General features: G+C 60.6%; 29 protein-coding genes. All 29 read left to right on the top strand.

Going from position 1 to position 26,076, the window contains the following annotated elements:
* Positions 1–7: 7 nt before the first annotated feature.
* Entirely contained in the window at positions 8–1,423 is a 1,416-nt protein-coding gene (gene fliI / locus IB238_RS14670; RefSeq protein ID WP_192249655.1) for a flagellar protein export ATPase FliI, read from the top strand.
* A gap of 2 nt (positions 1,424–1,425) precedes the next feature.
* On the top strand, positions 1,426–1,983 hold the full coding sequence (locus IB238_RS14665; RefSeq protein ID WP_192248146.1) for a flagellar protein: 558 nt from the start codon (positions 1,426–1,428) through the stop codon (positions 1,981–1,983).
* A gap of 179 nt (positions 1,984–2,162) precedes the next feature.
* Positions 2,163–2,543, top strand: a complete 381-nt coding sequence (flgB, locus tag IB238_RS14660; RefSeq protein WP_192248143.1) for a flagellar basal body rod protein FlgB — start codon at positions 2,163–2,165, stop codon at positions 2,541–2,543.
* A gap of 2 nt (positions 2,544–2,545) precedes the next feature.
* Entirely contained in the window at positions 2,546–2,965 is a 420-nt protein-coding gene (flgC, locus tag IB238_RS14655; RefSeq protein ID WP_192248140.1) for a flagellar basal body rod protein FlgC, read from the top strand.
* Complete coding sequence (locus IB238_RS14650) at positions 2,962–3,306, top strand: flagellar hook-basal body complex protein FliE (protein ID WP_192248137.1); 345 nt, start codon at positions 2,962–2,964, stop codon at positions 3,304–3,306. The genes flgC and IB238_RS14650 overlap by 4 nt, the downstream gene beginning before the upstream one ends.
* 11 nt (positions 3,307–3,317) lie before the next feature.
* Complete coding sequence (gene flgG, locus IB238_RS14645; protein ID WP_192248134.1) at positions 3,318–4,100, top strand: flagellar basal-body rod protein FlgG; 783 nt, start codon at positions 3,318–3,320, stop codon at positions 4,098–4,100.
* Positions 4,101–4,150: 50 nt separating this feature from the next.
* On the top strand, positions 4,151–4,630 hold the full coding sequence (gene flgA, locus IB238_RS14640; protein ID WP_192249652.1) for a flagellar basal body P-ring formation chaperone FlgA: 480 nt from the start codon (positions 4,151–4,153) through the stop codon (positions 4,628–4,630).
* The gene (locus IB238_RS14635; protein ID WP_192248132.1) at positions 4,627–5,742 is read left to right on the top strand and encodes a flagellar basal body P-ring protein FlgI; all 1,116 of its coding nucleotides are present in this window, start codon (positions 4,627–4,629) and stop codon (positions 5,740–5,742) included. Before flgA ends, IB238_RS14635 begins: the two co-directional genes overlap by 4 nt.
* Positions 5,739–6,281 (top strand): MotE family protein, encoded by a 543-nt coding sequence (locus IB238_RS14630; RefSeq protein ID WP_192248129.1) that lies wholly within the window; start codon positions 5,739–5,741, stop codon positions 6,279–6,281. Before IB238_RS14635 ends, IB238_RS14630 begins: the two co-directional genes overlap by 4 nt.
* Positions 6,278–6,988: a flagellar basal body L-ring protein FlgH gene (flgH, locus tag IB238_RS14625; protein WP_192248127.1), complete on the top strand. Its 711-nt coding sequence runs from the start codon at positions 6,278–6,280 to the stop codon at positions 6,986–6,988. Before IB238_RS14630 ends, flgH begins: the two co-directional genes overlap by 4 nt.
* 36 nt (positions 6,989–7,024) lie before the next feature.
* Positions 7,025–7,531: a flagellar basal body-associated FliL family protein gene (locus IB238_RS14620; RefSeq protein WP_192249649.1), complete on the top strand. Its 507-nt coding sequence runs from the start codon at positions 7,025–7,027 to the stop codon at positions 7,529–7,531.
* Entirely contained in the window at positions 7,528–8,268 is a 741-nt protein-coding gene (gene fliP, locus IB238_RS14615; protein ID WP_192248124.1) for a flagellar type III secretion system pore protein FliP, read from the top strand. Before IB238_RS14620 ends, fliP begins: the two co-directional genes overlap by 4 nt.
* A 358-nt stretch (positions 8,269–8,626) precedes the next feature.
* A complete protein-coding gene (locus tag IB238_RS14610) occupies positions 8,627–9,493 on the top strand; it encodes a flagellin (RefSeq protein WP_192248121.1) in 867 nt (288 codons plus the stop codon).
* Between the two features lie 892 nt (positions 9,494–10,385).
* The gene (locus IB238_RS14605) at positions 10,386–11,348 is read left to right on the top strand and encodes a flagellin (protein WP_192248118.1); all 963 of its coding nucleotides are present in this window, start codon (positions 10,386–10,388) and stop codon (positions 11,346–11,348) included.
* Between the two features lie 246 nt (positions 11,349–11,594).
* A complete protein-coding gene (locus IB238_RS14600) occupies positions 11,595–12,599 on the top strand; it encodes a flagellin (RefSeq protein ID WP_192248115.1) in 1,005 nt (334 codons plus the stop codon).
* Positions 12,600–12,925: 326 nt separating this feature from the next.
* Positions 12,926–13,936: a flagellin gene (locus IB238_RS14595; RefSeq protein WP_192248112.1), complete on the top strand. Its 1,011-nt coding sequence runs from the start codon at positions 12,926–12,928 to the stop codon at positions 13,934–13,936.
* Positions 13,937–14,287: 351 nt separating this feature from the next.
* On the top strand, positions 14,288–14,938 hold the full coding sequence (locus IB238_RS14590) for a hypothetical protein (RefSeq protein WP_192248109.1): 651 nt from the start codon (positions 14,288–14,290) through the stop codon (positions 14,936–14,938).
* Positions 14,935–16,086 (top strand): flagellar motor protein MotB, encoded by a 1,152-nt coding sequence (locus tag IB238_RS14585; protein WP_192248106.1) that lies wholly within the window; start codon positions 14,935–14,937, stop codon positions 16,084–16,086. Before IB238_RS14590 ends, IB238_RS14585 begins: the two co-directional genes overlap by 4 nt.
* A gap of 4 nt (positions 16,087–16,090) precedes the next feature.
* A complete protein-coding gene (motC, locus tag IB238_RS14580) occupies positions 16,091–17,410 on the top strand; it encodes a chemotaxis protein MotC (RefSeq protein ID WP_192248104.1) in 1,320 nt (439 codons plus the stop codon).
* Positions 17,407–18,861, top strand: coding sequence for a flagellar hook-length control protein FliK (locus tag IB238_RS14575; RefSeq protein WP_192248101.1), 1,455 nt, complete (start codon positions 17,407–17,409; stop codon positions 18,859–18,861). The genes motC and IB238_RS14575 overlap by 4 nt, the downstream gene beginning before the upstream one ends.
* A complete protein-coding gene (locus IB238_RS14570; RefSeq protein WP_192249647.1) occupies positions 18,812–19,363 on the top strand; it encodes a lytic transglycosylase domain-containing protein in 552 nt (183 codons plus the stop codon). The genes IB238_RS14575 and IB238_RS14570 overlap by 50 nt, the downstream gene beginning before the upstream one ends.
* A 268-nt stretch (positions 19,364–19,631) precedes the next feature.
* The gene (locus IB238_RS14565; RefSeq protein ID WP_192248098.1) at positions 19,632–20,303 is read left to right on the top strand and encodes a response regulator transcription factor; all 672 of its coding nucleotides are present in this window, start codon (positions 19,632–19,634) and stop codon (positions 20,301–20,303) included.
* A gap of 116 nt (positions 20,304–20,419) precedes the next feature.
* Entirely contained in the window at positions 20,420–21,979 is a 1,560-nt protein-coding gene (locus IB238_RS24600) for a flagellar hook protein FlgE (protein WP_246723673.1), read from the top strand.
* A gap of 38 nt (positions 21,980–22,017) precedes the next feature.
* Positions 22,018–23,448 carry a flagellar hook-associated protein FlgK gene (flgK, locus tag IB238_RS14550; protein WP_192248095.1) on the top strand — a complete coding sequence of 477 codons (1,431 nt, stop codon included), beginning with the start codon at positions 22,018–22,020 and terminating at the stop codon, positions 23,446–23,448.
* A 4-nt stretch (positions 23,449–23,452) separates the two neighbouring features.
* Positions 23,453–24,529 carry a flagellar hook-associated family protein gene (locus tag IB238_RS14545; RefSeq protein WP_192248092.1) on the top strand — a complete coding sequence of 359 codons (1,077 nt, stop codon included), beginning with the start codon at positions 23,453–23,455 and terminating at the stop codon, positions 24,527–24,529.
* Between the two features lie 37 nt (positions 24,530–24,566).
* A complete protein-coding gene (gene flaF / locus IB238_RS14540) occupies positions 24,567–24,914 on the top strand; it encodes a flagellar biosynthesis regulator FlaF (protein ID WP_192248089.1) in 348 nt (115 codons plus the stop codon).
* Positions 24,911–25,357: a flagellar biosynthesis repressor FlbT gene (gene flbT, locus IB238_RS14535; RefSeq protein WP_192248086.1), complete on the top strand. Its 447-nt coding sequence runs from the start codon at positions 24,911–24,913 to the stop codon at positions 25,355–25,357. The genes flaF and flbT overlap by 4 nt, the downstream gene beginning before the upstream one ends.
* Entirely contained in the window at positions 25,351–25,767 is a 417-nt protein-coding gene (gene flgD, locus IB238_RS14530; protein ID WP_192248083.1) for a flagellar hook assembly protein FlgD, read from the top strand. Before flbT ends, flgD begins: the two co-directional genes overlap by 7 nt.
* Before the next feature lie 5 nt (positions 25,768–25,772).
* On the top strand, positions 25,773–26,039 hold the full coding sequence (locus IB238_RS14525; RefSeq protein WP_192248080.1) for a flagellar biosynthetic protein FliQ: 267 nt from the start codon (positions 25,773–25,775) through the stop codon (positions 26,037–26,039).
* The last annotated feature ends 37 nt before the right edge of the window (positions 26,040–26,076 follow it).

Genomic DNA, 26,076 nt, shown 5'->3' with positions numbered 1-26,076 from the left:
AATGAGCATGACGGCGGACGATCGATCAAACCATCCGGCGGCCAGTAACGGTGCCCGCAAGCTCAATGCGCTGGCGGGACTTGTGCGGCGCTACTCCAATCCGGAATTCTCCGTCGCGCATGGTGGCCATGTGCAGACGATCGCGGCGGGAAATTATACCGTCAGCGGATTGTCGCGCCACGTGCGGCTCGGCGAATTCGTCGCGCATCGCAGCCCAACGGGCATCCATCTCGGCGAGGTGGTGCGGGTCGAGCCGGAAACAGTTGTCGTTTGCCCGATCGAACCGGGCGAACCGATCGGCATTCACGACACCGTCATCCGCAAGGGCGCTTTCCGCATCGCGCCAACGGGTGCCTGGTGCGGCCGAACGATCAACGCGCTTGGCGAGCCGATTGATGGTCTCGGGCCGCTGTCGCAGGGCGATGTCCGTCGATCAATCGCCAATACGGCGCCGCCTTCGATGACGCGCCGCCGTGTCGAACAAGGTTTTTCCACCGGCGTTCGTGCGATCGATATCTTTGCTCCACTCTGCCTGGGGCAGCGTCTGGGCATTTTCGCCGGCTCCGGCGTGGGCAAGTCGACGTTGCTTTCGATGCTGGCGCGGGCAGATGCCTTTGACAAGGTCGTGATCGCACTGGTCGGTGAGCGAGGCCGCGAGGTTCGCGAGTTCATCGAGGACACGCTTGGCGACAATATGTCGAAGTCGGTCGCGGTGGTTGCAACCAGCGACGAGAGCCCGATGCTGCGCAAGATGGCGCCGCTGACAGCGGTAACAATTGCCGAGCATTTCCGTGATCAGGGCGACAACGTGCTCTTGATCGTCGACAGCGTCACGCGATTCGCGCACGCGATTCGCGAGGTGGCGACCGCGTCCGGGGAACCGCCAATCGCGCGCGGCTTTCCGGCTTCGGTGTTCACCGAACTGCCGCGCCTTCTGGAGCGCGCCGGTCCCGGTGCGGAGGGCGCGGGCACGATCACAGCAATCATCTCGATCCTTGTCGACGGCGACAACCACAACGACCCCATTGCCGATTCGACGCGCGGCATTCTCGACGGCCACATCGTGCTGGAGCGCAGCCTGGCCGACGAGGGGCGTTATCCGCCGATCAATCCGCTCTCGTCCATCTCGCGCCTGGCCCGAAAGGCCTGGACGGCCGATCAGGAAAAATTGGTGGCGCGGCTGAAAGCGCTGATCCACCGCTACGAAGAGACGCGCGACCTGCGCCTGATCGGCGGTTATCGGCCCGGGAGCGACGCGGATCTCGACATGGCGATCAGGCAGGTTCCCATCATCTACGACGTGCTGCGCCAGACGCCCGGCGAAAAGCCGGCAGCCGATTCCTTCGCCGATCTGGCAGTGGCGCTTCGCAATGCGCCGGCTAACCAGCCGAACGGTGCCGGCAGTGCGAGGGCAAGGGGGTGAACATGACAGACTACGACGCGGACAAGGTCGTCCTGCCGCTAAAGCGACAGGAAGAGAAAACCAGAAACTTCGGTGACCGCTTACTGGTCACGGCGGGCGTGACGCTGGCAGCCCTTGCTGCCTTCTTCCCATGGTATGTCTTCCTCAACCCGAAGGAATTCTCCGTTCCGCCGCTGTGGCAGGGCGATCGGCGCGATCTGCCGGAAACGCCAGCTCGGGATGTGATGAGCGTCTCGCCGACCGCCATGATAGACGAAGACGATACTGATTCCGCAGACGCTGTCGACCCGGTCAAGACGGCGACCGTGCCAAATCTCGGAAACGAGAAGAAGACGGGTGCCACACCGGAGAAGTCGCTGGATCAGCCTCTTCCTGCGCCGACGGGTTTCCGGTTGATGCACGTCGCCAACGGACGCGCCCTGATCGAAGATGCATCAGGCCTTTACATCGTGCGCGTCGGATCGATCTTGCCCGACAGCAGCCGGCTTGCGACGCTGGAGCAGCGCGATGGCGAATGGGTAATCGTCACCTCCAACGGAGATGTCTACAAGCGCAACTGATTCGTCTGATCAGCACGGTCAGCCTGACGGAACCGCCGGTGTGCCGCACCAGGCGGTTCTTGCATTTTTGGCCCGGATTTCCAGCGGCTTCGTTCTCAAAGGGAAAGACCGGCGGCCTGGCAAGTCCCACGCAAGATTAGCTCCCTAGGTTTGTGACACCAACGATGGAGTTTGTCGTCATGCAACCAATCCAATTTTTCGAGCTGGCTTCCAGGCAGGCCGAGTGGCTTTCCGTGCGCCAGTCCGTGGTTGCGGGCAACATCGCCAACGCCAATACCCCCGGATACAAGGCCAAGGATGTGAGCCCCTTCCAGTCGGTGCTCGAAAACACCGGCATCCGCATGGCGGCCACCAATCCGATGCATTTCACCGAAGCAGGCCTGAGCAACGAGATTACCGAAGTCGAACCGAACGAGGATGTCGGCGAACAGATTTCGGGCAACTCCGTCGGTCTCGCCGAGGAACTGATGAAGCAGGGCCAGGTCAAGCGTGAGTTCGAGCTCAACGCCGGCCTCGTCAAGTCGTTTCATCGCATGATGCTGATGACTGTCAGGAAATAATGATGGATCCCCTACTCGCTTCAATGAAAGTCGCCGCCTCCGGTCTCGAGGCGCAGTCCACCCGCATCCGTATCGTCTCGGAAAACCTGGCGAACGCCCGCTCGACCGGCGACACGCCCGGAGCGGATCCCTACCGGCGCAAGACGATCACCTTCGTTTCCGAGCTCGACCGCACGGTCGGGGCATCGCTGGTCGAGGTCGACCGCCTTGCTGAGGATGAGAGCGACTTTTCAGCTGAATTCGATCCCGGCAATCCGGCCGCCGACGAGAAGGGTATGGTGAAGATCCCCAACGTCAACGTGCTGGTCGAAATGGCCGACATGCGCGAAGCCAACCGGTCCTATGAAGCCAACCTGCAAAGCATCAAGCAGTCGCGCGATCTCATCAGCGCGACCATCGATCTCCTGAGGGCATCGCAATGATTGAATCGATCCAGGGCGTCCGTTCGCTCGTTTCCAATTCCGGCCTGACGGGAACTTCGACGGAAAACACCGTTACCGGCAGTGCAATGCAGTCGGCGCTCGCGCCAAGCGTCGCGCCGCAGCCGATGAGCTTCGCCCAGGTGCTGGGCGACATGGCGACCGAGGCGGTCAATTCCTTGAAGCTCAGCGAAACAAAGTCCTTTGAGGCCGTTCAGGGCAAGGCGAACACCCGTGAGGTGGTCGACGCCGTGATGAACGCCGAACAGGCACTCCAGACGGCGATCTCGATCCGCGACAAGGTCGTTACCGCTTACCTCGAAGTCGCACGCATGCAGATCTGAAGGAACGTGCCATGAAAGCTCTTGCCATCGCCGCAACCGGCATGAACGCGCAGCAGACCAACCTTGAGGTCATCGCGAACAACATCGCCAACATCAACACGACCGGCTACAAGCGGGCACGCGCCGAGTTCTCCGATCTGCTCTACCAGACCGAGCGAGCCCAGGGCGTGCCAAACCGCGCCAACGCCGCGATCGTCCCCGAGGGAGCAATCATCGGTCTCGGCGTCAAGACTGCGGCTGTTCGTAACATTCACCTGCAGGGAAGCCTGACGCAGACCGGTAACTCCTTCGACCTCGCGCTGGTTGGCCGCGGCTGGTTCCAGATCGAGGCACCGGACGGCACCACGCTCTACACGCGTTCGGGCGCTTTCAACACCAATGCCGATGGCCAGCTCGTGACCCTCGACGGCTATACTGTCGTTCCGGGCATTACCGTGCCACAGGACGCAACCGCAGTCACCGTGAACCGTTCCGGCCAGGTCTTCGCCACCGTCGACGGCGAGGAGCAGGATCTCGGCCAGATCACCCTTGCGAACTTCGTCAACGAAGCCGGCCTGGAGCCGCTCGGGGAGAACCTGTTCCGCGAAACCGAAGCCTCGGGCGATGCGATCGTCGGTACGCCGGATGAAAACGGTTTCGCCTATCTGCAGCAGAACTATCTTGAGGCGTCGAACGTTGATCCAGTCAAGGAAATCACCGACCTGATCTCGGCCCAGCGCGCCTACGAGATGAACTCCAAGATCATCCAGGCGGCAGACGAAATGGCGGCCGTGGTCAGCAAGAATCTCCGGTAATCGCAACAGACGAGGGAAACATGATGTTTCGCCTGAAACAATCGCGTCGAATGAAGGGTCGGGTGAGAGCGCTCGCCGTCGCCTTCGCGCTGGCAGCCGTGGGTCTCACGCTCGGAATGGGCACGGCTCAGGCCCTCGCCGAAGCGCGCTACGCGGTTGTTCCCAAGCGAACCATCTATCCCGGTGAACAGCTCGATCCGGCGCAGCTCGAGGAGGTCGAGGTCACCAATCCGAACATTGCGCCCGGCTATGCAGAGCAGATTGTGACCGTCAGCGGATTGATCACGAAGAAGACACTTCTTGCCGGACGCATCATTCCCGTTTCCTCTTTGCGCGAGCCCTTCGCGGTCTCTCGCGGCAAGACCGTCCGGCTCGTCTTCCAGAATGGTCCGCTCATCATCTCGGCATCCGGTACGCCGTTGGAAGACGCCTCGGTCGGCGACCTCATCAAGGTCCGCAACATGGATTCCGGCGTCATCGTCTCCGGAACCGTCATGGGCGACCATACAGTGCACGTGGTGGCAAAATGATTAGACCGTTCCTGTCCCGCCTTCTTGGCGCCTTCGTGGGGCTCGCGCTTTCGGTCGCGCCGGCGCATTCGGCCGCGCGCGTCAAGGACGTGGCCTCGCTGCAGGCGGGACGAGACAACCAACTGATCGGCTACGGCCTTGTCGTGGGCTTGCAGGGCACCGGCGACAGCCTGCGCTCCTCGCCTTTCACGGATCAGGCCCTTCAGTCGATGCTGCAGAACCTCGGGATCAACACGCAGGGCGAGCGCTCGCGGGCAAAGAACGTCGCGGCGGTGCTCGTCACTGCGACACTCCCGCCATTTGCAAGCCCCGGCAGCCGCGTTGATGTGACTGTCGGCTCGCTCGGCGATGCGACCTCGCTGCGCGGCGGCTCCCTTGTTATGACCTCCCTCACCGGCGCGGACGGTCAGATCTATGCCGTGGCGCAGGGTTCCGTCGTCGTTACGGGCTTCAACGCGGAGGGCGAAGCAGCCTCGATCCAGCAGGGTGTAACGACGGCCGGCCGCGTGCCGAACGGTGCGATCATCGAACGTGAGCTGCCGGCCCGGTTCAAGGATAGCTCCGACCTGGTGCTTCAACTACGTAACCCGGACTTCTCGACGGCGGTCGGCATGGCGGATGCGATCAACCGTTACGCGACCGCGCAATATGGCGGCAAGATCGCCGAAGCGCGCGATTCGCAGTCTGTCTACGTCGCCAAACCGAAGCGCGCAGATCTCGCGCGCCTGATGGCCGAAGTCGAAAATCTCGTGATCGAGACGGACGTGCCTGCGCGCGTCGTCATCAACGAGCGCACCGGAACGATCGTGATCGGCCAGGACGTGCGCATTTCCGAAGTGGCTGTGAGCTACGGCACGCTGACCGTGCAGGTGACGGAAATGCCGCAGGTCGTGCAGCCGGCGCCCTTCTCCGACGGTGTGACGGCGGTGGAGCCGAACACCGACATCGTTGCCCAGCAGGACGGCGGCACGGTTGCCATCCTCAACGGCCCGAACCTTCGCACGCTCGTCTCCGGGCTCAACAGCATCGGCGTGAAGCCTGACGGGATCATTTCGATCCTGCAGGGCATCAAATCCGCCGGCGCGCTTCAGGCAGAATTGGTGCTGCAATGACGACCAGGTCTGAACATACCTCGATCCTGGCAAGCCTTCGCGGCCTGCTGTTGCCCGCTGCAGGCGCGCTGATGCTTGCCATTCCCGGTGCACTTGCAGAAGAGCGCCCCGTGATCGTCACGAGCAAGGCGACGGCGGACGAAATCCGTGAATTTTGCACCAACATCGCCGACAAGGCGCGGGACCAGCGTTATCTGCTCCAGAAGCAGGAACTCGAGAACCTTCAGAAGGACGTCGACAGCCGTATCGCCACGCTGGAGAAGCGACGGGCGGAGTATGAGGACTGGCTGCGGCGTCGCAACGAATTCCTGAAAGTGGCCGAAGCCGGCCTGATCGAGATCTACAAGAAGATGAAGCCTGATGCGGCGGCCGCGCAGCTACAGGAAATCGATCCCGAGATCGCGTCCGCGATCGTCATGAAGCTTAATCCGCGCATGTCGAGCCTGATCATGAGCGAAATGGAGGCCGAGAAGGCCGCCGTTCTCGCCAGCATCATCGCCAGCGCTTCCGACCCGAATACCTCGAAGGACCCGTCATGAAGAAGCTCGCACTCGCCATGATGGCCACATCGCTGCTGTCGGGCTGCGCAAACCAGGCGATCAGGGAAATCGGCCGGGCTCCGTCGATGAGCCCGATCGGCAGCGGCTTGCAATACGCGCAGACGCCGCAGATGGCGCTCTATCCGAAGCAGCCGCAATCCAGGATGGCCGGCTACTCAATCTGGAGCGATCAGCAGTCGAACCTGTTCAAGGACTCACGCGCCATCAACGTCGGCGACCTGTTGACGGTGAAGATCCGCCTGAATGACGAGGCGACCTTCGACAACAAGACCGACCGCAGCCGCGTCAACAAGAGCGGCATGAACTTCGGTATCGGCGGTGAGGGCGAAAACTTCAGCCTCGACACGAAAGGCGACCTCACCTACGGCTCGTCGACGAGCACCAAGGGCGACGGCAAGACCGAACGCTCCGAAAGGCTCAGCCTGCTCGTTGCCGCCGTCGTCACAGGCGTGCTCGAAAACGGTAACCTCCTGATCAGCGGCTCGCAGGAGGTGCGCGTGAACCAGGAACTGCGCATCCTCAACGTCGCCGGCATCGTGCGGCCGCAGGACGTCGATTCGGACAACCGCATCTCCTACGAAAAGATCGCCGAGGCGCGCATCTCGTATGGCGGTCGCGGCCGCCTGACCGAGGTTCAGCAGCCGCCATGGGGGCAGCAGGCCGTCGACCTCTTGTCGCCGATCTGATCGCGAGCCCACGGAAGCAGGAAAATGAAGACGGACATGACCGACGAAGACCAGAGCGGCGAGGGCAAGAAGAAGCCTTCGCCTGTCATGACGATCGCAATCGTCGCCGGCCTGAGCGTCCTGGCGGTCGGCGGCGGCTGGCTCGTCGGCAATCTGCTGGCGCCGTCGGCACCCGCCGAGGCCGTCGCAGCCGAAGCGGCCGGCGAGCAGGGGGGCAAGAAGGGCGAGGACGGCGATCTGCCGCGTCTTGCAACAGAGGCCAACGGCATCGTCACGCTCGAGCCCTTCACCAGCAACCTTGCCTATCCTGCCGACAACCTCGTGCGCATGGAAGTGGCGCTCGCTTTCAAGGACGCGCCCGACCCGGCGTTGGCCGAAGCCATCCATCAGGACATCATGGCCTATATGCGCACCGTGTCGCTGCAGCAGATCCAGGGGCCACGCGGCTTCCAATATCTCCGGGACGACCTGATGGAGCGGGTTGACCTTCGCTCGGAAGGGCGCGTAACGAACCTCATGTTCCGGACTTTTGTGATCGAATGATTCGATTTTTCACGCTGACTTTTGTTGCCATGATGGCAATGACCACCATGGCGTTTGCCCAGCAGACCCCCGCCCAGATTCTCAACACGCCCATCGACGGATCCGTCGCCTCCTGGATCATCCGGAGCTTCGGCCTCCTGACCGTGCTTTCGGTCGCACCGGGCATCCTGATCATGGTGACGAGCTTCCCGCGCTTCGTCATCGCTTTTGCGATCCTGCGCTCCGGGATGGGGCTTTCGACGACGCCGTCGAACATGATCCTGGTCAGCCTGGCGCTGTTCATGACCTTCTACGTCATGATGCCGACCTTCGACCGCGCCTGGGAGAACGGCGTCGAGCCGCTGCTGGCCAACCAGATCGACGAGACGGAGGCGGCAAAGCGCGTTGCCGAGCCCTTTCGCGAGTTCATGACCGCCAATACCCGCGACAAGGACATGGACCTCTTCATCTCGCTCGCCGAGGAGCGGGGGCTCACGGTGGTTGAGGACGGCAAGGTCGATCTGCGGGCCGTCGTTCCGGCCTTCATGATCTCCGAAATCCGCCGCGGCTTCGAGATCGGCTTCCTCGTCGTGCTGCCCTTCCTGGTCATCGACCTGATCGTCGCCACCATCACGATGGCGATGGGCATGATGATGCTGCCGCCGACCTCGATCTCGCTGCCGTTCAAGATCCTCTTTTTCGTGCTGATCGACGGCTGGAACCTGCTCGTCGGCAGCCTGGTCAGATCCTTCCACTAATTCGATTCCAGATTGTTTGGTTAAGGCCCGCTTGCAACCTGCAGGCGGGCTTTTGCCGTTCCGCGAAAAAACGCCATGGAATCAATGGGGCCAAGTAATCGTAGTTAATGCTGTCAGTTTATATTTGGATAATCGTTCTCGTTCGTTAACCACGACTCTGCAACGCGCCGCCGGGGGGGGCTGAAATTAAGAACCTGGCAAGAATCGGTGCCTAATTTTGTCTTCACACGACAGGTTTGGTTTGAATTTGAATTAAAAGAAACCAAGTGGCATGACGCCGATCTGTAGTAACCGGTAGTATATTTTAAGTCCGGTATGTCCCCATCCATTGTATTTCGTAAAAAAAGGGACAAAATCTATGTCTAGCATCATGACCAACGTTTCCGCGATGTCGGCCCTCCAGACGCTGCGTTCGATCAACAACGACATGGGCACCACGCAGGACCGCATCTCGACCGGCTTCCGCGTCGGCAGCGCCAAGGACAACGCTGCCTACTGGTCGATCGCCACGACCATGCGTTCGGACAACCAGGCCATCTCGGCCGTGCAGGACGCCCTCGGCATGGGCGCTGCCAAGATTGACGTTGCCTACGCCGGCATGGAAAGCGCCATCGAAGTCGTCAAGGAAATCAAGGCGAAGTACGTTGCCGCGACCGAACAGGGCGTCGACAAGACCAAGATCCAGGAAGAAATCACCCAGCTGACGGCGCAGCTCACCTCGATCGCCGAGGGCGCTTCGTTCAACGGCGAAAACTGGCTCATGAACGCCGGCGGTCTTCAGAGCGTTGTGTCCGGCTTCGTCCGTGAGGCCGGTGGCACTGTGAAGGTGACCACGACCGACATTACCCTCGGTGCCACGAACACGCTGTTCGACGATACTGGCGCCAACGGCCTGCTTGGAGCCGTCAAAGGCATCGCTGCGATGACCTCAGCTACGACCACCGCCACCGTGCAAGCCTCGATTGGCATTGTCGAAACTGCGCTGAAGGGCATGACGAGCGCTGCGGCCGAGTTCGGTTCGCTTTCCAAGCGCATCGACATGCAGGAAGATTTCGCTTCCAAGCTCAGCGATGCCCTGGAGCGCGGCGTTGGCCGTCTCGTCGACGCCGACATGAACGAAGAGTCCACCCGCCTCAAGGCACTGCAGACGCAGCAGCAGCTCGGCATTCAGGCTCTGTCGATCGCGAACTCCAACTCGCAGAACATCCTGTCGCTCTTCCGTTAATCGGAGACACCGCCCGCAATCCTTCGGGTTGCGGGCCCCACACCCGGCATCTGGCGCAACGGGGGCTGACCGGCGCGCCAGAAGCGGGGAACGAAATCGAAGGATTGACGGCGCGGGGGCTGACCGCACCGTCTGGTCCTGTAAGAAGCCGCATCCGGCAACGGGTGCGGTTTTTGCTTTTGGCACAGCCCTGTTCCGACCGTTCCTTTGTACGCACGGCGGCCAAACGGGTCCGTCATGCCGGGCTCGATCCGGCATCCAGCGCGCTCAAGTCCTGGAGCGCAAGAGACCCTTTCGCGCCGCCGACGCGGGCTGGACCCCGGATCAAGTCCGGGGTGACGGGAGGAGGGGGCGTTCGCGAAGACGATTGGTTTGCCAGCAGTCGAAAGCCGCATCCGGCGGGCGCGGCTGCGGCTTGTCAGAGCCCTGCTCCGACTGCTCATATGTATGAACGACGGTCAATCTGGTCCGTCATGCCGGGCTTGACCCGGCATCCAGCGCGCTCCAGTCCTTGAGCGCAAGTGACTCTTTCACGCCGCCGACGCGGCACGGCTGGACCCCGGATCAAGTCCGGGGTGACGGGAGGAGGGGAGCGTGTGGACAATCAGAGTGTCTGATGTCTGGTGCCACATCGACCCGGGCGAAGGTGGTTTCATTTTTTCTTAAGCATGATGTGGCACGCGCGTACGCGCAAAGGTTGAAAAAATTTCGTCGAGCAGTGTTTTTTCTTGTGCCGCTTAGTGCTTCATTAACCAAGCTCGGATTACCTAAGCCCATCGAAACGACGGGCTGACCTTCAGCAAAAATAACGGGTTAGCAAGCATGACGTTGACCGTCGTTCGCCGGTAGAACCGGAATGTCCCTTCCTAGTCAGCCATTAAGGGGCACAATTATGACGAGCATTCTCACCAACATCGCAGCCATGTCCGCACTCCAGACGCTGCGTTCTATCAATTCTTCGATGGAAGAAACCCAGGGCCGCGTGTCCTCCGGCCTGCGCGTCGGCGAAGCGTCGCACAACGCTGCCTACTGGTCGATTGCCACCACCATGCGTTCGGACAACATGGCGCTCTCCGCCGTCGAGGACGCCCTCGGTCTTGGCGCTTCCAAGGTCGATACCGCCTATGCCGGCATGGAATCTGCCATCGAAGTCGTCAAGGAAATCAAGAAGAAGGTTGTCGCTGCAACCGAGCAGGGCGTCGACAAGAAGAAAGTCCAGGAAGAAATCGATCAGCTGCAGGAGCAGCTCGTTTCCATCGCTCAGGGTGCGACGTTCTACGGGGAAAACTGGCTTGTCGGCGTTACCAGTACTGGCTCGGCGGGTGCAAACCCGGACAAGACAGTCGTTTCCGGCTTCATCCGCAATTCGAACGGTACCGTTGCTGTAAAGACGACCGCGTACGCGTTTTTGGACACGGCAACTGCGACGGCATCCGCCAACGTGCTGTTCGACACTGTCGATCCAGCAACCGGCGCCCCCGGCACCAAGGGCATCCTGGGCACTGTTAGTGCCGGCGTCTCCGCCCAGTCGGTGTTCACGCTGGACATCAACTACGCCGCAGCCACTGCGGTTGCCCAAATGGCCGACGCACTCGACACTGTCGAGAACGCTCTGAAGGCCATGACGAGCGCCGCCGCCGAACTTGGCTCGATCTCGATGCGCATCGACCTGCAGACGGAGTTTGCTGCCAAGCTGTCGGACTCGATCGAATCGGGTATCGGCCGCCTCGTCGACGCCGACATGAACGAAGAGTCCACCCGCCTGAAGGCCCTGCAGACGCAGCAGCAGCTCGGCATCCAGGCGCTGTCGATCGCCAACTCCTCTTCGGAAAACATCCTGTCGCTCTTCCGTTAATCCGGAACGGACTGACAATTACAAGATCGCGGAAGCCGCGCCTCGCAAGGGGCGCGGCTTCTGTGCTTTCTGCTTTTTAAACGGCCGTTTAAGTTTTGTTAACCATGTTCGCATTATCTGGTGCCATCGAAACGATGGGTTAACCAAGACGAAGAAGGGGTTAACGGGCATCAGGCCGCTCCATCGTACCCGGCGATACCGGGATGTCCCTTTTCATAGACCTAGCCATCTAAGGGGCCCTTTCCAATGACCAGCATTTTGACCAACAACGCCGCAATGGCCGCTCTCCAGACGCTTCGTGCGCTCAACGACAGCATGGAAGAAACCCAGGCACGCGTTTCCTCCGGCCTGCGCGTCGGCGGCGCTGCCGATAACGCGGCCTACTGGTCTATCGCAACGACGATGCGCTCCGACAACATGGCGATTTCGGCGGTCAAGGATGCGATCGGTCTTGGTGCGGCCAAGGTCGACACGGCTTATGCCGCCATGGAAAGCGCCATCGAAGTGGTGAAGGAGATCAAGGCAAAAGTCGTTGCCGCCACCGAAGAAGGCGTCGACAAGGCCAAGATCCAGGAAGAAATCAAGCAACTGCAATTGCAGCTCGTCTCGATCGCCGAATCCGCCTCGTTCAGCGGCGAGAACTGGGTCGCCGGCGGCGTTAACACCGTAGCCGCGCCGATTAAGGCGACCGTCGTGTCGGGCTTCATCCGCAATTCGAATGGTACTGTTGCCGTCAAGACCACGGAGTACACGCTGGATGCCAGCACCGTCGGATCGATGACCCTGCTCTTCGGCGGCGCGGCTGGTACCGGTGCAATCGACCTTACCAAGGGCATTCTCGGCTCGGTCGCGGAGACGTTCAACGCCAAGATCGACTGGGACAATGACGGTACGTTGAGTGCCGCGCCAACCGCAATTCTGGGCAAGTCGATCCAAACGCTCGATCTCAACCTCATCACCACCAGCGCTGGTATGGCCGAGGCTCTCGCCCTCGTCGAATATGGTCTTCAGTCCATGACCAGTGCCGCAGCCGCTCTCGGCTCCATCTCGATGCGCATCGACCTGCAGGAAGACTTTGTTTCCAAGTTGAGCGACTCGATCGACAAGGGCATCGGCCGCCTGGTCGATGCCGACATGAACGAGGAATCGACGCGCCTGAAGGCGCTGCAGACCCAGCAGCAGCTCGGCATCCAGTCGCTGTCGATCGCCAACACCAATTCGGAGAACATTCTCCAGCTCTTCCGTCAGTAAGCGGCGCCCTGGCTAGGGGCGACTTCGTCCCGCTCTGAAGGAAATAATCCGCGGTTCCGCAAGGGACCGCGGATTTTGCGTTTTGCTGAACCTCGGCTTGCGCCAGGCTTGCCGGAATGTCGATTGTCTGCGCATTTGCCGGTAATTCCTAACAAGCCCTTAATGCCGTTAACCATTTGTTAACTATTGCCTCGTTAAGCCTTTGTTAAGAAGGACGGACTGTCGCCCAGGGCAAAGGTTGGCGACAGCGCGCATGACGCGGTTCCGTCGTTGCCGGTCTTAGTCACTCCGGCGTGCAACGCATCTCCTAGACAAGGCATACTCCAATGGCCAGCATCCTGACCAATTCGGCCGCCATGGCGGCTCTCCAGACCCTGCGTTCGATCGACAGGGATCTCGAAACCACGCAAGCGCGCGTCTCCTCCGGTCTGCGCGTCGAAACTGCCGCCGACAACGCGGCCTACTGGTCGATCGCGACCACCATGCGGTCCGACAACCGGGCGCTCTCCACCGTCCAGGACGCGCTCGGCCTCGGTGCTGCCAAGGTCGACACCGCCTATGCCGCGCTGGAAAGCGCCATCGAGACGGTGCAGGAGATCAACAAGAAGATCGTCGCCGCCTATGGCGTCGGCGTCGACCGCGCCAAGATCCAGGAAGAAATCGCCCAGCTTCAGCAGCAGCTCAAGAGCATTTCCGAATCGGCTTCCTTCTCCGGTGAGAACTGGCTGCAGGAGAAGATCAGCAACGGTCCTGCCGTGCCGCCGGCGGTGCCGACGCCCCTGACTGTGAACAAACAGGTGGTGGCTTCGTTCGTCCGCAACTCGTCCGGCACGGTGGCGGTGACGACGGTCGACTACCCCCTGAACGGTAGCACCGTCCTCTTCGACCTTAGCGGCGGCAACCTCGGTATCCTGGACAAAGTAGCCATGGAAGGCGCCGCGCCAGGAAACTCGCTTGGCTTCTCTGTCTCGACGCTGAGCGTCACGAACCTGACCGCCGCCAAGACTGGGCTCGACACCGCCTATCCTGCCACGGCTCCACACACCGACGAGGACGCGCTCAAGGCCATGAGCCGGTTTGTCGACAAGCAGTTGCAGGCTTTGACGAGCGCCGCCGCGAGCCTCGGGTCGATCCAAAGCCGCATCGATATGCAGGAGGACTTCGTCGCCACCTTGATCGATACGATCGACCAGGGTATCGGCCGTCTTGTCGACGCCGACATGAACGAGGAGTCGACCCGCCTCAAGGCGCTGCAGACACAGCAGCAGCTCGGCATCCAGTCGCTGTCGATCGCCAACACCAATTCGGAAAACATCCTGCAGTTGTTCCGTCAGTAGTCCACCCAACGGCGCATGGTTGCTTCCGAGGGGCATTTCGGAGCTTAGAAACATGCGCAAGCATACCGGCGCGTCGGGGCCATCGGCGCGCCGGGACGCTTGGGCCGCGCGATTTGCCCTGGCGCGGCCCAAGACCTTCATCCTCGCACAAGTTTGACCTTCTAGTTTGTAGGCTGCAGTCGGGAAAATTGTGCGTCGCCCGGTCAAAAGTGGCAGGACGCACGTCCGAGGAGACAGGGCAGCGGTGTTGAAGTGTAAGAAAGTGTCGAGGCACGAACCGGGGCGAAACCGCAATGAATGCGTTCGCACGACATGTGGGCGGGCGGCGGCTGATATGACCGGAGTTGCGTCATGAGCGTGCAGCTTGCCAGATACCTGAAGGATTTCAGCGCACCACGGCAATCTGCGCCGTTCTTGCGCGAAGGCGCGTTTGCGCAGGCGGGAGGCGCAACTGAAGAGACCTTGTTCGACATTGCCCCACCGGAGCCGCAGATTGACATCGAGGTAGAGCGCGCCGAGGCGTTCGCCGCTGGTCGCGCCGAAGCGGAGGCCGAACTTGACGGTCGACACCAGGAGGAGATTGCAGCGCTGCGCAACGCTCACGCGATGGAGCTGGCCGAATTGCGCACCCAGTATGAGCAACGGGCTGCGGCCATGGTCGCCGAACGCTTTTCGCAGATGGCCGACACCGTCGCCGACCTCGTTGCCGGACAGGCAGCCAATGTACTGGCACCGGTGCTCGACGAAGCGTTGTCGCGCAAGGCGGTGGCCGATATGGCCGCGCTGATCCGCGCCGGTGTTTTGGAGGGCGAGGGCATCGTTGTGACGGTCAGGGGACCGTCGCATCTGTTTGAACAATTGAAGTCGCATTTCGAGGGCGAGGTTCCGGTGTTCCGGCATCTGGAAGCGGACGATCTCGATCTTGCGGCGGAATTCGGAGAAACGGTCCTGGTGACGCGCATGGCGGCCTGGGCTGATACGGTTCGCAAGGTGCTGGCATGAGCGAAGGCGACAACAACCAAGGCAAGAACGAAGTCATCATCATCAAGCGTCACGCTGGCGGTGAAGGTGAGCATCACGGTTCCGCGTGGAAGATCGCCTATGCCGACTTCATGACGGCAATGATGGCGTTCTTCCTCGTCATGTGGCTGGTCAATGCCGCAAACGAGGAAACGAAGGCTTCCGTGGCTTCCTACTTCAACCCGATCAAGCTCACGGATGACAAGCCGGCCGACAAGTCCCTGAAGAAGCCCGGAAAGCAGGCTGAGGGCGAGAACACCGAGGAAAAATCGAGGAGCGAGGGCGAGAAGCCGTCACAGTCGGACGGCGCCGAGAAAGGCAAGGATCAGAGCACGACCGCTGGCGAGGAAACCCAGTACTCGCAGGCCGATTTCTTCGAAAACCCCTACTCCGTTCTCTCGGAGATCGCCCAGGAAGTAGGCCAGCAGGCCAATGTCAGCGCCAAGGGCGATGGCGGGGCAGCAGATTCGGGTCCCGCAACCGGAGCCAGCGGCGGCGAAGCCTATCGCGATCCGTTCGACCCTGATTTTTGGACGCAGCAGGTCGAGATCAGCCAGGCGACCAGTGCCGGCAGCGAGAACGTATCCAAGCCAGGCCCCACGAAGGAAGCCGATACGGCCGCCAAGAAGCCCGAAGACGGGGCGGAGAAGGACAGTGCAGAGGCTGCAGCTACGGACGAAGCGCAGAAGCTGCAGAAGGAAATCGCCGAGAACATCAGTTCGCTCGGAAAACTGGCCGATGGGTTGACGGTTACGCCGGCCGAGGGCGGTCTGCTCGTCAGTCTGACGGATCAGCTGAATTCGGCAATGTTCAATGTCGGCTCGGCTTTGCCGAAGAAGGAACTCGTGATCGCAATGGAGAAGATCGGCAAGATTCTTGCCGAGCGGAAGGGGGCGATCACCATCCGTGGTCATACCGATGCACGACCCTTCAAGGGCAACGGCGACAACTGGCAGCTCTCTGCGGCACGTGCGCAAAGCGCCTATTACATGCTGGTGCGCGGCGGGCTGGACGAGAAGCGTGTCAGCCAGGTCAGTGGTTTTGCCGATCGGCGGCCGAAGGTACCTGAGGATCCGTTGGCCGACGGCAACCGCCGCATCGAAATCCTGATTCAGGCGACCGAGGGCTAGCACCATGCAGGCAAGGCGGCGGCTCGGATCGATTGGTTTGGCGCTTGCTGCGAGTCTTGGGCTCGCAGCTTCCGCGCTTGGGCAGGACCAGGACAATCTCGCGCCTTACAAGATGATCCGCTCCCTGCAATACGTGCAGGACACAGTCGTGCTCGGCGACCATTCGGCGATGGAAATGCAGCGCTTCCTGCTGTCGACCATCGATGAGCGGTTGCGGACGGCCGATCCCTCGATCTTCGCGGACCCACGCAACGTGGATGCGGCGCTCGTCTATGCCATGAGTGGTGGAAATCCGGAGACGCTCGAGCTTTTGACCAAGCAGGACGTGGCCGGTCATTTCGATCCGCGCATCACCGATGCGGTGCGGAACTACCTTGACGGCCGCGGCACGACGAATGCCAGAACGCTTGCCGAGATTTTTCCGGAATACAAAAGCCTGGAGATCGGGCCATATCTGGCGCTCGTCTCCGCCAACTCCGTCCTGCGCAAGGACCCAAAGCTCGCCCTCAGCTATTTCGATTGGGCGCGCCTGATTGCTCCTGGCACGATCGTGGAGGAGGCCGCATTGCGTCGGTCGATTTTCGTCGCAGAGCAGAACAACATGGTCGACAGGGGCGTCGCCTATTCGAGCCGCTATTCACGGCGGTTCCTGCACTCGCCCTACGCGAGCCAGTTCGCCGACTTGTTCGTCAAGCTGGCCGTCGAGAATTTTGAGAAGATCGGCGAAGAGAATATTCAGGAGATCCTGTCCTTCATGGATACCCCGCGTCAGCGCGAGGTCTACCTGCGCATGGCTCGCCTGTCCGCCATTTCCGGCAAGGACCGGCTGGCGGCCATGGCCGCGGATCGGGCGCAGGCTCTGTCCGGAGAGGGCGAGAAGGTGCCGAAGACGCTCGCTGATCTCTATTCGGGACTTGCATCGATATCGTCTACGGATGTGACCCAGGCAGCAGAAAGGCTGATCGCCATTCCTGATGCCGATCTTTCTGCAAAGGATCGCGCGCTCAAGGAGGCGGCGCGCGTGGTGGCGGAAGAAGTTCTGCGTCCGCCGGTCATGACTGAGGCGCCTGCTTTGTCAGCGCCAGTCGTTCAGACGGAACAGCCGGGCGCGGTCTCCGACATGCCGAATAGCGAGATCAGCGAAGCCGAACGCATGAGCCCGAAAGCAGTGACTGAAGAGGCCGCCCAGGAAATACCCGGCAGTGCGCCGCAGTCGGCCGAAAACAAGACCAGCGAAGGCGATCCTGCGTTCGACGGCTACGTTGCAACGGGCCGGTCGAAACTCGACGAAATCGACAAGCTACTGGAGGGAGAGGGCAGTTGACCACTATCGACACCAACGTATTGAGCCAGCTCCAGCCCAAGTCTTCCGGGAAGGACAAGCCGCAGACCGAGGGAGACGGCAAGGGCCAAGGCAAGTTTGCGGAGGCTTTTGCAAACGCCTCGGCAAAGGGAACAGCCAGTGGTGCTGTAGACCATCAGCCGATTGCGAACAGGGCACTGAGCGCCGAGGCGGCTACGGCCGAAGGCGGGATTGAAACAGACTCATTCAGATCGATCCGGCACAAGCAGGCAACGTCGCACCGTTCAGGCGGAATCCCTGCGATGGTTGATGCCGCAAAGTCGCTTGAAGACGCGATCGAAGCGGCAGCCGACGACGGGCGCGTGCAGCCAATGGACAATCCGCGCGTCCAAGAAGACCGGTCTGTGAGACGGTCTCATGAAGCCGGGAACTCGAACTTGGACGAAGCCGTGGATGCGGAGCGAAGCGGCCAGGCGGGAGACGCCGGGGCTGTAGGGACCGCCGGCTACGACGGGCTGCTTTCGATGCTGAACGGAGCAGCGCTTTCCGGGACCGAGCAGTCAGACGCGGCGGCATCCAGCTCAACGCTGAGCGCGGCCATGGCTGCCCTTTCACAAATCAGCCATGGAGGAAAGACCGCGGCCGGTGGTCGTTCGGAGGATGCTGCAAGGCGTAATGTCGATCAGGCCGATCGCGGCCGTGCCGCTGCGGCGACCCTCGGCAATATGGCGGCGGAGGACGCGGCTGCCGCGGACGCGCTTTCGAAAGACATTTCCGATGCCGATCAGATCTTCCGACTGGTCCGGGCCGACGGCAGGGCAAAGCCGGTGGAAATTGCAATCTCCGGCAATGGCGAGGCTTCCGCGGTCAAAGACCAGCTTGGTACCAAGTTCGAGGCTGTCACCGTCGTGGATTCGCGGCGGTACCTTGGCTTGGCACAGGCAGGGAACTCATCGGCAGTGACCGCCGCAATCGCGCAGGATCCCTCCTGGGCGGCCGCCCTGACGGAGGCGGCGGACAAGGCGCCCGACATGACTGGCAAGGTCGTCAACACGCTGAAGATCCAACTGCATCCCATCGACCTTGGCATGGTCACGGCGACGCTGCGCCTTCAGGGTGAGGCGTTGGTGGTCGATCTAAAGGTGGAGACCGGCAAGGCTTACCGAAATCTCAGTGACGATCAGGACGCGATCGTCAAGGCGTTGCGTGGTCACGGCTTTAGCGTCGACCAAATCAGCGTGCAGTTCACGTCCTCGTCTGATCGAAGCACTGGAGCAGGACAGGGGGATGCGCAGGCGCAGTTCTCCGGTCAGCAGCAGGCGCGCGAAGGCGGTGGCGGTCGGCAGAGCAACGGAGAGCCAACGTATGCAGGCTTCATGGATCCAAACGAGGGATCGGCGCATGAATACGGGCAAGCGGAAAATCACGCTGTTGCTGGCCAGCGTCGCGGCGCTGGCGGCGTCTATCTGTGAGGCCAACGCTTCCACGGGCAGTTGTGAGCGGGAGATCCTGGCGGCTGCCTCGAAATATCGCATCCCCGCCGGCATACTCTATTCGGTCGGTCTGACAGAGACCGGCCGCAAAGGGTCATTGCAGCCCTATGCGTTGAACATCGAAGGCAAAGCCTATTTCGCCGCCAATGAGCGCGAGGCGCTGATGCGCTTCCAGCAGGCGCGCGCAGGCGGCGCCAAGCTGATCGACCTCGGCTGCATGCAGATCAACCACCATTTCCATGGCTCGGCGTTTTCCTCGCCGGCAGAGATGCTCGATCCACGTCGCAACGTGGAATATGCCGCACGGTTCCTGGCCGAGCTGCATTCCCGCCATGAAACCTGGACCATGGCCGTCGCGCGCTATCATGCCGGCCCCAACAATGATCCAGCGCAGAAACGATATGTCTGTCGGGTAATCGCCAACCTTGTTGCCACCGGCTATGGAAGCTGGACGAACAACGCCCGCACCTTCTGTAAGTAGCGCTACTCTACGTTGAAAAATTTCGAAAACCCAAATGTGGCGTCAATAAGCGTGCATTGTGGCTGGCAAGCGATCGTGTCAGCGGCGTTAACCTTTTCCACGAAAAAATAGACGCATTTTCGGGGCGACCTACTAAATGTAGGGCAAATCGGTGTGAAATGGTTAATCAATTATTAAAAAAATCAGATGATTTTATCTAATTGCCGCTGAATCCCTCGATTCGTACCACTCTTCCAACGAAGCACCACACTGATTCGGAGGCGGACGAATGATCGTAGTGGTTGATGAGCGCGAGCTCGTTAAGGACGGCTATACTTCTCTTTTTGGGCGCGAGGGCGTGCCTTCCACGGGCTTTGATCCGAAGGAATTCGGTGAATGGGTCACGTCGGCGGCAGATACCGATCTCGATGCGGTCGAAGCCTTTCTGATTGGCCAGGGACAGCAGATGCTGGACCTGCCGCGGGCGATCCGTGATCGCTCCCAGGCACCGGTAATCGCAGTCAGCGACACTCCATCCCTGGAAGCGACGCTGGCGTTCTTCGACTGCGGCGTGGACGATGTCGTACGCAAGCCCGTCCATCCGCGGGAGATCCTGGCCCGTGCCGCGGCTATTCGGCGGCGACTCAAGGCGATTGCGAACTACACCGATATCGGCCCGATCCGCGTGTTTTCTGACGGACGTGATCCGGAAATCCAAGGCTCCGTGTTCCCGTTGCCGCGCCGCGAGCGCCGTATCCTCGAATACTTGGTCGCAAACCGCGGCCGGCGCCTGTCCAAGACCCAGATCTTCAATGCCATCTACGGCATCTTCGATGAGGATGTCGAAGAGAACGTCGTGGAAAGCCACATCAGCAAGCTGCGCAAGAAGCTACGCAAGAAGCTCGGCTTTGATCCGATCGATTCGAAGCGTTTCCTTGGCTACTGCATCGACTGGAACTGATTTTGGCCGGGCCGGCTTACGGCCCGGAATGCGATTTCATTACGAAACGACAGACAGCCTCACGCAAGGCCCACCCCGTACTCTCAGCGACGCAATTCGAATAGCGAGGAATCAAAATGAGCCTCTATGGTACCATGAGAACCGGTGTTTCCGGCATGAACGCCCAGGCCAACCGCCTGAGCACGGTCGCCGACAACATCGCCAACGCCAACACCACCGGCTACAAGAAGGCGTCGACGCAGTTCTCCTCGCTGATCCTGCCGACCACCGGCGGCGCCTACAATTCGGGCGGCGTCACCACGGACGTGCGCTACTCGATTTCGCAGCAGGGCACCTTCACCTACACCACCTCGGCTACCGATCTGGCCATCAATGGTCAGGGCTTCTTCATCGTCACCGGCGCCGACGGCGTCGAGTATCTGACCCGCGCCGGCGCCTTCACCGTCATGGACGATGGCGCGATGCTCAATTCCGCCGGCTTCAAGCTGATGGGCTACGAATACTCTTCCACGGATGACCCGACCATCGTCGTCAACGGCTTCGATGGCCTGAAGGAGATCAATCTTTCCTCGGGCTCGCTCACAGCAACTGGCTCCACTGCCGGTGCGCTCGACGCCAACCTGCCCTCCAACGAGCCGGTCGGCTACACCAAGACCACTTCGCTCGTCGCCTATGACAGCCAGGGCAACACCCGCCTGCTGGACTACGTCTACACCAAGACAGCGAACAACACCTGGACGGTGGACGTCAAGTACAACGGCGTCTCCGTCATGAACCAGCCGATGCAGGCCTCGACCAGATCGAATGCGACCGGCAATCTGGATCCGGCCACCGTCGTCGGCACGATCGTCACGAATACCGCGACCGCCTACGACAGCACCGGCGCGGCACGGACCTTGACATACAACTATACGAAGACTGCCACGGGTTGGACTGCCGAAGTCCTGGATGGTGCCACCTCCCTCGGCACGTCGAACCTGACCTTCGACGCGGCCGGCGTGCTGACATCCGGCGGCGCCTTGACCACGACGGCATCCGGTACACTCGGTGCCCTGAACATCGATTTCAGCGCGATGACGCAGGTGGCCGGTGCTTCGTCAAACTCGGCCATGGTCGACGGCAATGCCGCTAACGCCAGCGGTCCTGTCACCCTGACCTTCGACACGGCAGGCAAGCTGCTCAATCCTTCCTCGCTGCGGACGCAGGGGATGACCATCAATGGTGCGACTCTTGCACCACTCGACATCAGCATCGCCGGCACGACGCAGCTCGGCTCTCCCTTTGACGTCTCCAACGGCAAGATCAACGGCAACGCGGTCAGCAAGGTGGTCGGCTACGAGATCAGCGCCGATGGTGTCGTCTCGCTGAAATACGGCAACGGCGTACTCGAGCCGAAGTACCGCATTGCCATGGCGAACGTGCAGAGCCCGGACAACCTGAAGCCGCTGGCCGGCAACGTCTACTCGCAGAGCAACGACTCGGGCGTCATCGTCATGGGCTATGCCGGCAACAGCAGCTACGGCTCGATCCTCTCCGGCGCGCTGGAAGACTCCAACGTCGACATCGCCGAGGAACTGACCAGCATGATCGAGGCGCAGCGCAACTACACCGCCAACTCGAAGGTCTTCCAGACCGGTTCCGAACTGATGGATGTCCTCGTCAACCTCAAGCGTTGACGGGAACGAATGCTGCAATAGAACGGTAGGTTGATACGATGTCGCTTTCAACGGCAATCAAGATTGCCCAATCCAGCTTTTCGAACACGGCGATCCAGACCGCCGTGGCGTCGAAGAATGTTGCGAACGCAAGCAACACCGCATACAACCGCCGCGCAGCGGTCCTTGCCTCGTCGGCCAACGGGTCGACGGTTGTGCAGACTTTCCGTGCGCAGAACGAGGCGCTGCAGAAGCAGAACCTGCTGAGCATTTCCAAGTCGGCGGCGCAGGACACGACGCTGGCCGGGCTCGTCCGTATCAAGACCACGTTAGGCGGCGACGACTACGAACTGTCGACGTCGAATTACCTCTCCACCCTGCGTAACAATCTCCAGGCCTTTGCGGACAAGCCGAGCGAACGATCGCTCGCCGAAACTGTTATTGCCAATGCGGTAGACGTCGCAAATTCGCTGAATTCGTCGACCGCGGACGTCCAGAAGATGCGCGCCGAGGCGGACGCAGACATCAAGACGGCCGTGGACGAATTGAATCGGCTCTTGAGCGAGTTCAAGACGTACAACGACCAGGTCAAGGGCGGTACCGCTGCCGGCACCGATGTCAATGACGCGCTCGATCAGCGCGACAAGCTCCTGACGCAGATCTCGGAAATCGTCGGTGTCAGCACGCTCGTGCGCACCAACAACGACATGGCGCTCTACACCAGCGACGGCACGGTTCTGTTTGAGACTGTGCCGCGCTCGGTCACGTTTACCGCGACCATGACCTACACGGCCACGGTGACGGGCAACCAGATCTACATCGATGGCGTCGCGATGCCGGCGGGCAAGGGCGGAAATACCAGCGCCCAGGGTACGCTCTCGGCTTTGTTGCAACTGCGCGACGATATCGCCCCGACCTTTCAGACGCAGCTCGATGAGATGGCACGCACGCTCGTCGACATGTTCTCCGAAACCGTTACCAGCCCAGGGCCGCCACCAACGTCAACCATCTACGCAGGCCTGTTTACCTGGGGGGCTGGGATCCCCGGTGCAGCCAATATCAAGGTCAATAACGACTTCGTCACCGCGAAGGGCGGCGACCCGATGCGCTTGCGTGACGGTGCCTATGACATCCAGAACCCGACCGGCGAAGCAAGTTATTCCGTTCTGCTGGAAAAATATGCGTTGTCCTTCGAGACGACACGGTCCTTCAGCGTCACGGCTGGCATCGACACCTCGGCGAACATCCTCAACTTCGCCACCGCCTCCATTGGTTGGGTGGAGCAGTTGCGCAGTTCAGCGGCGACGGCCAATGATGACAAATCCGCGATGCTTTCGCGGACGCAGGATGCCCTGAAGAGCGTCACCGCGGTCAGCCTTGACGAGGAACTGGCGCTGCTCCTCGATCTCGAGCAATCCTACAAGGCATCGGCAAAACTCGTAGCGGCGGTTGACGAGATGATGACCGCGCTCCTCCAGGCAGCAGGCTAAGCTCATGAAGACGTCCTTCGTATCCAACCTGACCATGCAGAGCACCATGCTTCGGACCATTGCCGAAGCACAGACGGAGATCATGCAGAAGCAGAAAGAGACGGTCACGGGCCGGCATGCCGACATCGGCGCCGTCCTCGGCGCCAAGACCGCCCGCACGCTCAATATGCATCGCGATATGCAGCGGCTGGAATCTCTGTTGAGCACCAATTCACTGACGAAGCAGCGTCTCGCAGCCTCGCAGGAGGCTCTGGGCCAGATATCGAAGGCGGCAGATTCGATTCAGGAAGCCCTGATTACATTTTCGGGCTCCGAAGCCCAGGATCACCTCAACAGGGCCAAGACGACCCTCGGCGATGCGCTGTCGCTCTTCACCAATGCCGCCAATGCGTCCTTCGCCGGCGAGTATCTCTTTGCCGGAATCGATTCGGACGTCCAGCCGGTCAACAGCTATGTCGGTTCTACGGCGCAGTCTAAGTTCAATACGGCATTTTCAAGATTCTTCGGGTTCAGCCAATCCGATCCGCAAGCGAAAGATATAACGCCCGCCCAGATGAACCAGTTCATCGACGAACTGGAAGCCTATCACATGACGGGCTCGGGTGCGCTTATGGGGCCGCCGCTCACGGGTGTCGGCTACGATGATTGGTCGAATGCGTCCAGCCAGAACATGACAAGCCGGATCAGCAATTCCGAGGTCATCCAGAGCTCGACCAACGCCAATGTGGACGGAATGCGTAATTTCGCTCTCGGCGCGATGATCGGCTACGAAATGATCAATCTCGGCTTGAGTGCGGAAACACGCAACGCAGTCAGTGCTCGCTCCCGCGAATATACCGGGTCGGCTATTACCGGCATCAACGCGGAACGCACGACGCTCGGCGTCTCCGAAGCGCGGATAAAGCAGGCCGACATTTCGCTCAAGGCTCAATCCAGTATTCTGAACGCGAGCATCGGCAGCCTCGAAAAAGTCGATACCAACGAGACCTCGACGCGGGTTCTGACACTCAAGAGCCAGCTCGAACTCGCCTACACGCTGACCGGCCAGCTTCAGAAGATGAGCCTGTTGAACTACCTCTGATGATCAGAGCCGCGTGACAAACATGAAGGGTGTCTGAATGTACCAGTTCTCGTATGTCGAGATCATGGAGGACGGTGTCGAAACCTCCAAGAGCCGCGAGCGCCAGGTTCTCGATCGGTCGATCGAACTTTTGCTCAAGGCGGAGGCGAGCAAAGGTTACGGTCGGGACGCCATCGAAGCCGTCTACTATACCCGACGCGTCTGGATTCGTTTCGTCGAGGATCTCGGAAATCCGGAGAACCAGCTGGAACAAGAACTACGCGCCAATCTCATCTCTATCGCCCTTTGGATATTGGGGGAACTCGAACGCATCCGCAAACGCGAGTCGTCCAACTTCCAGGGCATCATCGACATAACAACCATCATCAGGGATGGCATTAAATGAAAAGCACACTGCGGATTTCTTTGAAATCGGGCGAACGCATCTTCGTGAACGGGGCGGTATTGCGGGTTGACCGCAAGGTTGCGCTGGAGTTCCTGAACGATGTCACATTCCTTCTGGAAAACCACGTTCTTCAGCCCGAGCAGGCCACGACGCCGCTGCGCCAGCTCTACTTCATCGCGCAGATGATCCTGATCAATCCGGAGGGTGCCGAGCAATCGACGACGATCTTCCGCAAGTCGGTCATCATGCTCCTCAACTGCTTCAAGAACGATGAAGTACTGGCGGAGCTGAAACGGATCGACGGCCTCGTGACGCAGGGTCGGGCCTTCGAAGCGTTGAAGGCGATCCGCGCCCTCTACCCGATCGAGGACCGCATCCTCAACAACCATGAGATGACACCGGCGACGGTTGAGCACATCCGCAAGGAGATCGCCATATGGTAGATCCGGTAGGTGCAGCGGGACGCAGCGGCTATACGCCGAACGTGTCGGCCAATGACTCGGCTGCGGATTCGTCCAAGGCTACGCTCAACTATGAGAGCTTCCTGAAGCTGCTTGTCGCACAGCTGAAGAACCAGGACCCGACGGAACCGATGGATCCGACGCAGCAAATGGCGCAGCTTGCGACCTTCTCGCAGGTGGAACAAACCATCAAGACGAACAAGAACCTGGAGAGTATGCTGCAACGCACTTCGCTTCAGGAGGCCGATTCTGTGATCGGGCGCACCGTGACCAGCGAGGACGGCAAGATTTCAGGTGTCGTCAAGGAAGTGACGTTGTATACGGACGGTATCGTCGCAACGCTTGAGTCGGGCAAGAAGCTCGTCATCGGACCAGGCGTGAAAGTGAGCTGATCGAAATGAATGAGGCTGACGCCCTCGACATCGCCCAAGCCGCCATCTGGACCGTGATTGTCGCATCCGGTCCTGCGGTCCTTGCGGCCATGGTCATCGGCGTCGGCATTGCCTTCATCCAGGCACTGACGCAGGTCCAGGAAGTGACCTTGACCTTCGTTCCGAAGATTCTCGCCGTCTTCATTACGGTTGCTATTTCAGCTCCCTTCATTGGGGCGCAGATTTCCATTTTCAGCGACATTATCTTTTCCCGGATCGAGTCCGGATTCTAAGGTCCTTTTCGCCCCCGCTGCCACCCTCGCGCAAGTT

The sequence above is a fragment of the Rhizobium sp. ARZ01 genome, assembly GCF_014851675.1.
Taxonomy (GTDB): Bacteria; Pseudomonadota; Alphaproteobacteria; order Rhizobiales; family Rhizobiaceae; genus Mycoplana.
This window is presented reverse-complemented; position numbering and strand designations above follow the sequence as displayed.